This window comes from Bradyrhizobium sp., assembly GCF_019242285.1.
In the GTDB taxonomy this organism is placed as follows: Bacteria; Pseudomonadota; Alphaproteobacteria; order Rhizobiales; family Xanthobacteraceae; genus Bradyrhizobium.
Genome location: NZ_JAFAVV010000083.1, coordinates 1 through 6624, shown reverse-complemented (window position 1 = coordinate 6624; position 6624 = coordinate 1). Strand labels below are relative to the sequence as shown.

General features: G+C 62.6%; 9 protein-coding genes and 1 pseudogene. 5 read left to right on the top strand and 5 right to left on the bottom strand.

Going from position 1 to position 6624, the window contains the following annotated elements:
- The 5 genes from JOY90_RS03455 to JOY90_RS03435 form a co-directional block, all read right to left on the bottom strand.
- The coding region (locus JOY90_RS03455; protein ID WP_291689764.1) for a cache domain-containing protein at window positions 1–1118 on the bottom strand (1118 nt) is incomplete at its 3' end.
- A gap of 6 nt (window positions 1119–1124) precedes the next feature.
- Complete coding sequence (locus tag JOY90_RS03450) at window positions 1125–1535, bottom strand: response regulator (RefSeq protein ID WP_291689763.1); 411 nt, start codon at window positions 1533–1535, stop codon at window positions 1125–1127.
- Between the two features lie 288 nt (window positions 1536–1823).
- Complete coding sequence (locus tag JOY90_RS03445; protein ID WP_291689762.1) at window positions 1824–2213, bottom strand: response regulator; 390 nt, start codon at window positions 2211–2213, stop codon at window positions 1824–1826.
- Window positions 2214–2429: 216 nt separating this feature from the next.
- Window positions 2430–3179, bottom strand: coding sequence for a Crp/Fnr family transcriptional regulator (locus JOY90_RS03440; RefSeq protein ID WP_291689761.1), 750 nt, complete (start codon window positions 3177–3179; stop codon window positions 2430–2432).
- Window positions 3180–3382: 203 nt separating this feature from the next.
- Window positions 3383–3934, bottom strand: a complete 552-nt coding sequence (locus JOY90_RS03435; protein WP_291689766.1) for a Crp/Fnr family transcriptional regulator — start codon at window positions 3932–3934, stop codon at window positions 3383–3385.
- Between the two features lie 316 nt (window positions 3935–4250).
- Between JOY90_RS03435 and JOY90_RS03430 the strand changes: the two genes are divergently transcribed.
- The 5 genes and pseudogenes from JOY90_RS03430 to JOY90_RS03410 all read left to right on the top strand — a co-directional run.
- On the top strand, window positions 4251–4778 hold the full coding sequence (locus JOY90_RS03430) for a response regulator (RefSeq protein ID WP_367276874.1): 528 nt from the start codon (window positions 4251–4253) through the stop codon (window positions 4776–4778).
- 160 nt (window positions 4779–4938) lie between these two features.
- Window positions 4939–5352, top strand: coding sequence for a response regulator (locus tag JOY90_RS03425; RefSeq protein WP_291689765.1), 414 nt, complete (start codon window positions 4939–4941; stop codon window positions 5350–5352).
- A gap of 108 nt (window positions 5353–5460) precedes the next feature.
- On the top strand, window positions 5461–5886 hold the full coding sequence (locus JOY90_RS03420) for a hypothetical protein (RefSeq protein ID WP_291689760.1): 426 nt from the start codon (window positions 5461–5463) through the stop codon (window positions 5884–5886).
- Window positions 5831–6172 carry a hypothetical protein gene (locus JOY90_RS03415; RefSeq protein WP_291689759.1) on the top strand — a complete coding sequence of 114 codons (342 nt, stop codon included), beginning with the start codon at window positions 5831–5833 and terminating at the stop codon, window positions 6170–6172. Before JOY90_RS03420 ends, JOY90_RS03415 begins: the two co-directional genes overlap by 56 nt.
- A 278-nt stretch (window positions 6173–6450) precedes the next feature.
- Window positions 6451–6624: pseudogene (locus JOY90_RS03410) on the top strand (flagellar protein); the annotation flags it as partial.

Here is a 6624-nt window from a genome sequence, read left to right as displayed (position 1 = left end):
TCGTGGATCGCGAGCACGCTCCGTCTCTGCTCGATGTCGAGGTTGGTTTCGAGCAGCGTCGTGGCAAGCCCGAGCACCGCGTTCATCGGGGTGCGGATCTCGTGACTCATCATGGCGACGAAGGCCGATTTGGCGGCGTTGGCGGCCTCGGCGGCCTGCATCAATTGTTCCTGCTTGTTCCACCAGCGTGCGATCATGAAGGCAGCGGCGATCACCACGATGGCGCTGACCAGCGACATCGTGACCAGGAACCTGCTCATGCTCCGCCAGCTGCCCAACGCGCTCTCCTCGCTCTGGGAGACGACGATGAAGGCAGGATAACCCGGAAGCATCTTGGCGGCCCCCAACCGCATCTGACCATCGCTGTGGTTCATCTCGCGGATGGTCCCGCCGGCCGCGAGCGCGTGCAGCCCGGTGTCCGACGACACGCTGCCGATCTCGTTGTTCGGCGGAAAATGCGCCAGCAGCACGCCGTCTTCTCGGACCAGCGAAATCGTCGCTTCCAGTCCGAGCGACGTCGAGCCGAAGAAGTCTTCCAGGTATTGTACGGACACCGCACCGAGCAGCAGTCCCATGAACTTGCCGTCGGCGTCGTTCAGACGCCGGGCGATGTAGACGTTCCAGGAACCGCTGCCGTGGTCCTTCACCGGCGCGCTGACGAAGCTCTGGAGGCCGACATCGGATCCGAGCGCCTTGAAGTAATCGCGATCGGAAACGTTGACGTCCGGGGTCGGCCAGTAGCGGGAGAAATTCAGCAGCCTGCCTCCCGCGTCGACCATGGTGATCGCCTCGACATGCGGCAGGCCCGCGACCTTCTCCTTCAGCAGGAGGTGGATCTCCTTATCGGACGCGAATCTCCGGTAGGCGTCGGCATCGACGACGCCTTCGCTGGCCAGGCGATCGGCGAAGCTCGACAGCACGAGGTCGAGCGACTTGAAGGCGCGGTCGGCGTTTTCCGCAAGCATCAGGCTGTGGCGGGCAAGGTTGATTTCAGCCGTCCGCATCGTGCTCTCCCGCAGGTTGCCGAGCGCGATCAGGTTGGTGCCGATGATCGTGCAGATCAGGGCGAGAGTGATGGCGACGAGTGCGCCGAGCGATCCTCTGGATTTGCGCTTCATATCGTATCAGCCGGCAGGCGCAGCGAGCTTCTGCTTGCTGGTCTCCTCTGCGATGCATGTCAGAGTCCGGCGCAAGGCTGCGAGATTGATCGGCTTCGGGATCGGTTGACGGAGGTTGAGGTTGAGCAGGCTGCCGACATGCCGCGTCAGGGCGCGCGCCTCGTCATCGGAGGCGCTGATGATGATGATCGGTGTCCGGCAGCCGATCTCTGCAAGCAGCTTCAGGATCTCGACCCCGGACTGCTCGCCCAGGGAGAGATCGAGAGTGATGCAGTCGAAGGTCCGTTCGCGGACGAACCTGGCGGCCTCGGCAACCGAATGGGCGCCGGTCGCGGTGAAGCCGGCCTGTTGCGCGATCTTGCACAGGATCGAAAGGTGCAGGTCGGCGTCCTCGATGACGAGAAGATCGTTGCACATGTTGTCGGGTCCCCGCTGCGGCTCCCGCGCATCTCGACGGCCGCTCGAGTGGTTCTTAGCGAGCAGGCTCTAACCCCGACGTAAATTTTCATTCCCGTGGAATTACGGAAGGTGCGCCGATGCCGAGGCGCACGGTTGGGTTGTGAGGATTTCGGTTACCTGGGATCGGTGAGGCGTCAGCGGATCATTCGCCCGCGCCGCATCTGATGGACGGTTGTGACGCAGCTGCGTCCCGTGGGCCGGGAGCGCGCGGGCGGGAATTGCTCAGGGAATTGTTCAGCCGGCGGATTATTCGGCCGGCCCGAACACCGCTTCCATCTTGGTCTTCAACGTCGCGGCGTTGAACGGCTTGACGATGTAGTTGCTGACGCCGGCCTTCTTCGCCGCGATCACGTTCTCGGTCTTGGATTCCGCGGTGATCATGATGAAGGGCGTCTTCGAGAGCTCCGGATTGGCGCGGACTTCCCGGAGCAGGTCATATCCGGTCATCGGTTCCATGTTCCAGTCGGAAATCACGAGGCCGTACTTCTTGACCTGCATCTTGGCGAGAGCGGCCGAGCCGTCGCTCGCGTCGTCGACGTTGTCGAACCCGAGCTGCTTGAGCAAATTGCGGATGATGCGGATCATGGTGCTGTAATCGTCGACCACCAGGATCGGCATCGTCAGGTCGAAAGCCATTTCTTTACTCCGCACTGTTCCCAAGCAGCCGAACTCGGGCGCGACGATCGCAGCAATACACGAATATTCGAAGCTCTTTGGAACTCGAGGCGCCCCGGTTGGCTTCGTGACAATTATCAGCGGTCGTTGAACAGCGCGTTAATTCCGCATCGGATAAGCCCGAGGCGTACGCGTTCCGTGATAATACGGGACGCATGTCGCGGCCGACTTGCCCGCTCAGGACGATACGCCGGCGCGGCCCCGCGGCAGCTCGTTGGGCGGGCGAAGCAGCCTCTCGTACTGCGTCTTGACCGAAGAATAACATTCGCAGGCAGTCTTCCGAAGCCCGTCGAGGTTGAGGATCTGGATGTGCCCACGGCTGTATTGAATGTAGTTCGCTTGTTGCAGCGTGCTGGCGACCAGCGAGACGCTGTTGCGCCGTGCGCCGATCATCTGCGCCATGGACTCCTGGGTCAGCACGAGCTTGCAGCCGCCGGACAGGTCATGCGTCTGCAAGAGGCAGCGCGCCAGCCGCGATTCGACCGTGTGCGAGGCATTGCACCCTGCGGTCTGCTGGATCTGCGCGTAGACGGCGAGGCCATGCCGCGCGATTGCAGCCCGCATCGTCGCGCTCTGCTCGGCCGCGGCGCGCAGGCGGTCCAGCTCCAGGGTCGATGCGACGCCGGGCACCAGCACGACGGCACGGTTGAGCGCGATCGGGTCGCCAATCGCCGCGAACGCGCCGAACACGCTATCGCGGCCGATCATCGCGATCTGGACGTGCTCGCCTCGCGAGAGATCGACCACCAGGGAGATCAGGCCGCGTTGCGGCATGTAGACGCGTTTGAGCGTTTCGCCGACGCCGACGAGAACGCTGTCCGGAACCAGGTCGACCGTGCGCAGATGGGGGCGGATCAGTTCGAAATCATCCGCGTTCAGTGACGTCAAAAAACCGTTGGATGGGCGAGAAATCGAATCCAAAGCCATCTCCTGCCTCGAAGGGGCAAAACAAGTCTCTGGGTCGCCAGCACTTAATGCACGCTAACCGCAAGACAAGTTGACCCTTCGACCATTGCATGCGCAAGAAGAAATTTGGTTGTCAGCTGCTTTGTTCCCCGCGACCGGGCCTTGGGCATGTGCATATGTCCGCTAAAGTGCAGATGATTCCCCTCACGACCTCAGAGCTCCTTTCATGGCGGGTTCCCGAACAACTGTGCGCGTCTCATTTTGACGGCGCCATGGCACTCGCATGCGGAGCGCTGCAAAGCGTCCACGTCGTCAACTTCGATCTGCCCGCGGCTGTAGCTGATGACGCGCGCCTGCTGGAGCCCGTGTGCCGCGATCGAGATCGCGTTGCACTGGACGCCGATCATTCGTGCGAGTAACTCCTGCGTCATCGGTCGCGTTTCGCCGTCCCGGAGCTCATTGGCGCGCAACAGCCAGCGCGACATGCGCTTCGACGGAGTGAGACGCGTTGCACGCGACCGAAACAGCACCACCGCGTCGGTGACCGAGACGCCGTCGCCGAGCGATTCAGCGGCGCCGACCATGCCGTCTCGGCCGACCATCGCGATTTCTACCATGTGTCCTTCCGACAGGGTGACCACCAGGGAGATCGCGCCGCCATGTGGCAAATAGATCTCGCCGAGCGGCCGGCCCGCTTCGGCGAGGACAGCGCCCTTGACCGTTTCAACGGACTTGATGTGCTGTCGCAGCGCTTCGAACTCCCGGGGCGGCAGCACCTGCAACGGATGATTGGGGACCGCGAGAACGAAATCATACTGGCGCCGAATGGGGGCCGATGGCCGCTCGGTGTCGAGGTGGTCAGACTCTCCTTAGAAGAGTGCGATTGTAAATATTCCCGATAAGCGAGTAAATACCGCAGCCGCAATAGTTTCCGGCCTGACGGGGTTGACGCTGGAATTTTATACACTTTGGAGGGCAGACAGCCTGCCGTATTTGCGGCGGAAATAAGAACTAGCACTGATTCGCCGTGGAAACACTCCATCGTGATCGATGCGGCAAATTTAGCGCAAGAAGACCTGCTGGACCGCCGCCATGCGCCGCATTCTGATCGTCGATGATGATCCACAGGTTCGCCAGGCGATCGGCGATTGGCTGACGCGGCACGGATTTTGGGTTTCGACGGCGGATAGAGGCTTCGGCGGACTCGCAGCGCTCGACAGCGCCACTTTCGACCTGATGATCGTCGATGTCTTGATGCCGAATTTGCGCGGCTTCGAATCGGTCCGGATTTTTCACCGGCGTGCTCCGGAGATCCCGTTGATCGCGATTTCAGGGCACGCTTTTTCCGATGCCGATCCGTCCGGATCGGACTTTCTGAAGCTGGCGTCGAGGCTCGGCGCGACGCGCTGCCTGCGCAAGCCGTTCAAGCCCGCCACGCTCCTGGACATCATCGATGACTGTCTTTCGGAGGCTGAACCGCATCGCAGGCACGTCGAAGGGCTCGGAAGGGTCGCGAATGCTCTATCGGACGGGCAGGTCGTCCCCGAGTTGGTCGACAAGATACCCGGACGCCATGTTGCCGGGCAGAACGAGCGGAGTTCGCTGACGGCGGGACGATGACGGCGAGCGGAGCTTTGCGCACGGCGATCGGCGTCTTCGACGGAGAAGACTGGCGCCGTGCCGTTGAATCGTCGATCGGGGCCAAGGGGAGGCTCGCGTGCACTATGAATCGGAGACTGTTCAGCAGATGAAACAGGACGTGCAGCCGCGACGGGACGATATGGCGCATATTCTCGTCGTTGACGACGATCCGATGGTCTGCATGGCCATCGAGGTCTATCTGGAACGTCACAATTTCCGGGTGACCATCGCCGATGGCGGCGAGGCGGGCTTGCGGGCGCTCGAGAGCGGTGGGTTCGACCTGATGATCATCGACATCTTCATGCCGCACATGCGGGGTTTCGAGTCGATCAGGATATTTCACGAGCGGGCCCCGACCATCCCGCTGATCGCGATGTCGGGCTATGCCTTTGCCAACCTCAACTCGCCCGCGCCGGATTTTCTCAGGATGGCGCTCGAACTCGGCGCGTCGCGCTGCCTTCGCAAGCCGTTCACGCCGGTCGCGCTGCTCACCGTGATCAACGAGTGCTTGTCGGAAGCCCGGTCGCGCTTCCCGAGCGCCATGTTGAGGTGACGGCCCCGAGGCAGGGGGAGGCGCCGCAATCCAAGCCAATGCGCCGCGCATCCGCGCCGATGGCGGAAGCCGAGCCGGATCAGGCGAGAAGGGCGGCGGTTTGGTCAATTGACCGGCGGGTTGCTGCACGACTTCAACAACCTCCTCACCGTCATCACCGGAACCATCGAAATTCTGTCAGTGGCGGTTGCCGATCGGCCCGAACTGCACGCCATCGCAGCAATGATCGATGACGCGGCCAGCCGCGGAGCGCGACTGACGTCGCATCTACTGGCCTTCGGGCGCGGCGGGTCTGTGCGCCTCTGCGATGTCGACGTGAATACGCTCCTTGCCGAGGCGGCGGCGTTGCTGCGGCCTACCCTCGGAATCGGCGTCGAGGTCGTCGTCGTGCCGTGCTCCGACCTGCCGCTCGCGTCGACCGATCCCGACCAGCTCATGGCCGCAGTTTTGAGTCTCGCGGTCGCCGCGCGCGAATGCGATGCCGAAAGGTGGCAGGCTGACCTTCAGGACCGGGTTCGAGCATGGTCCCGGTGATACCGCGATCACGCACAGCAGCAGCGCCGGGACGATCGTCGACGAGGACGTTCGGGCGAACCCGCAGGCGTTCGTGGTGATCGCCGTTCATGCGTCGGACGACGGCGCCCAGGGCGTGCGACCTCGCTGTGTCCGGGATGATTTCAAGCTCGTCGAGGATTTCGTCGGCCGCTCGGAGGGGCACCTTCAGATTTGCGATCAGCCCGGCGACGAGGCGCTGGTCAGGATCCGGCTTGCGGTTGGTTGCGCTGCGCGTGGTTATCACGGGGCTAAGGCGACCGCGTAGAACTACCCATGCCGCGAGCGACGCGCCGCCGGAACCGGAACCCGCGAGAAAGCCGCGTGGATTGCGAACAAGTTGCACGCGACGAGGCTGCAGAGACGTCGTGATCGCGCGTGGGGCGATTAGCGCGCGGTTAGCAATAGCCACGCGGGCCTCGTCGATACCATCGATCTGCGGGGTACGGTTTAACGGACAGGTAGTTTCCGGAGGGACAGTCTGCTCGCGTCGCCGACACGAATGTCAGGTGATGCGTCAACTAGTTCATCCAGAAGGGTATCAACATGTCCGGTATTGTTCTTTCGGCGTCAGTCCGCCAGAATCTGCTCTCGCTGCAGTCGACCGCGTCGCTGCTCGCCACCACCCAGAATGACCTCGCCACCGGCAACAAGGTCAATACGGCCCTCGACAATCCCACCAACTTCTTCACCGCCCAGTCGCTCAACAACCGTGCCAGC

Excerpts from the sequence above, each read along its gene's own strand:
- JOY90_RS03415 (WP_291689759.1), top strand. The coding sequence starts at position 5,831 with ATGCCGAAAGGTGGCAGGCTGACCTTCAGGACCGGGTTCGAGCATGGT.
- JOY90_RS03445 (WP_291689762.1), bottom strand. The coding sequence starts at position 2,213 with ATGGCTTTCGACCTGACGATGCCGATCCTGGTGGTCGACGATTACAGC.
- JOY90_RS03430 (WP_367276874.1), top strand. The coding sequence starts at position 4,251 with ATGCGCCGCATTCTGATCGTCGATGATGATCCACAGGTTCGCCAGGCG.
- JOY90_RS03425 (WP_291689765.1), top strand. The coding sequence starts at position 4,939 with ATGGCGCATATTCTCGTCGTTGACGACGATCCGATGGTCTGCATGGCC.
- JOY90_RS03450 (WP_291689763.1), bottom strand. The coding sequence starts at position 1,535 with ATGTGCAACGATCTTCTCGTCATCGAGGACGCCGACCTGCACCTTTCG.
- JOY90_RS03440 (WP_291689761.1), bottom strand. The coding sequence starts at position 3,179 with ATGGCTTTGGATTCGATTTCTCGCCCATCCAACGGTTTTTTGACGTCA.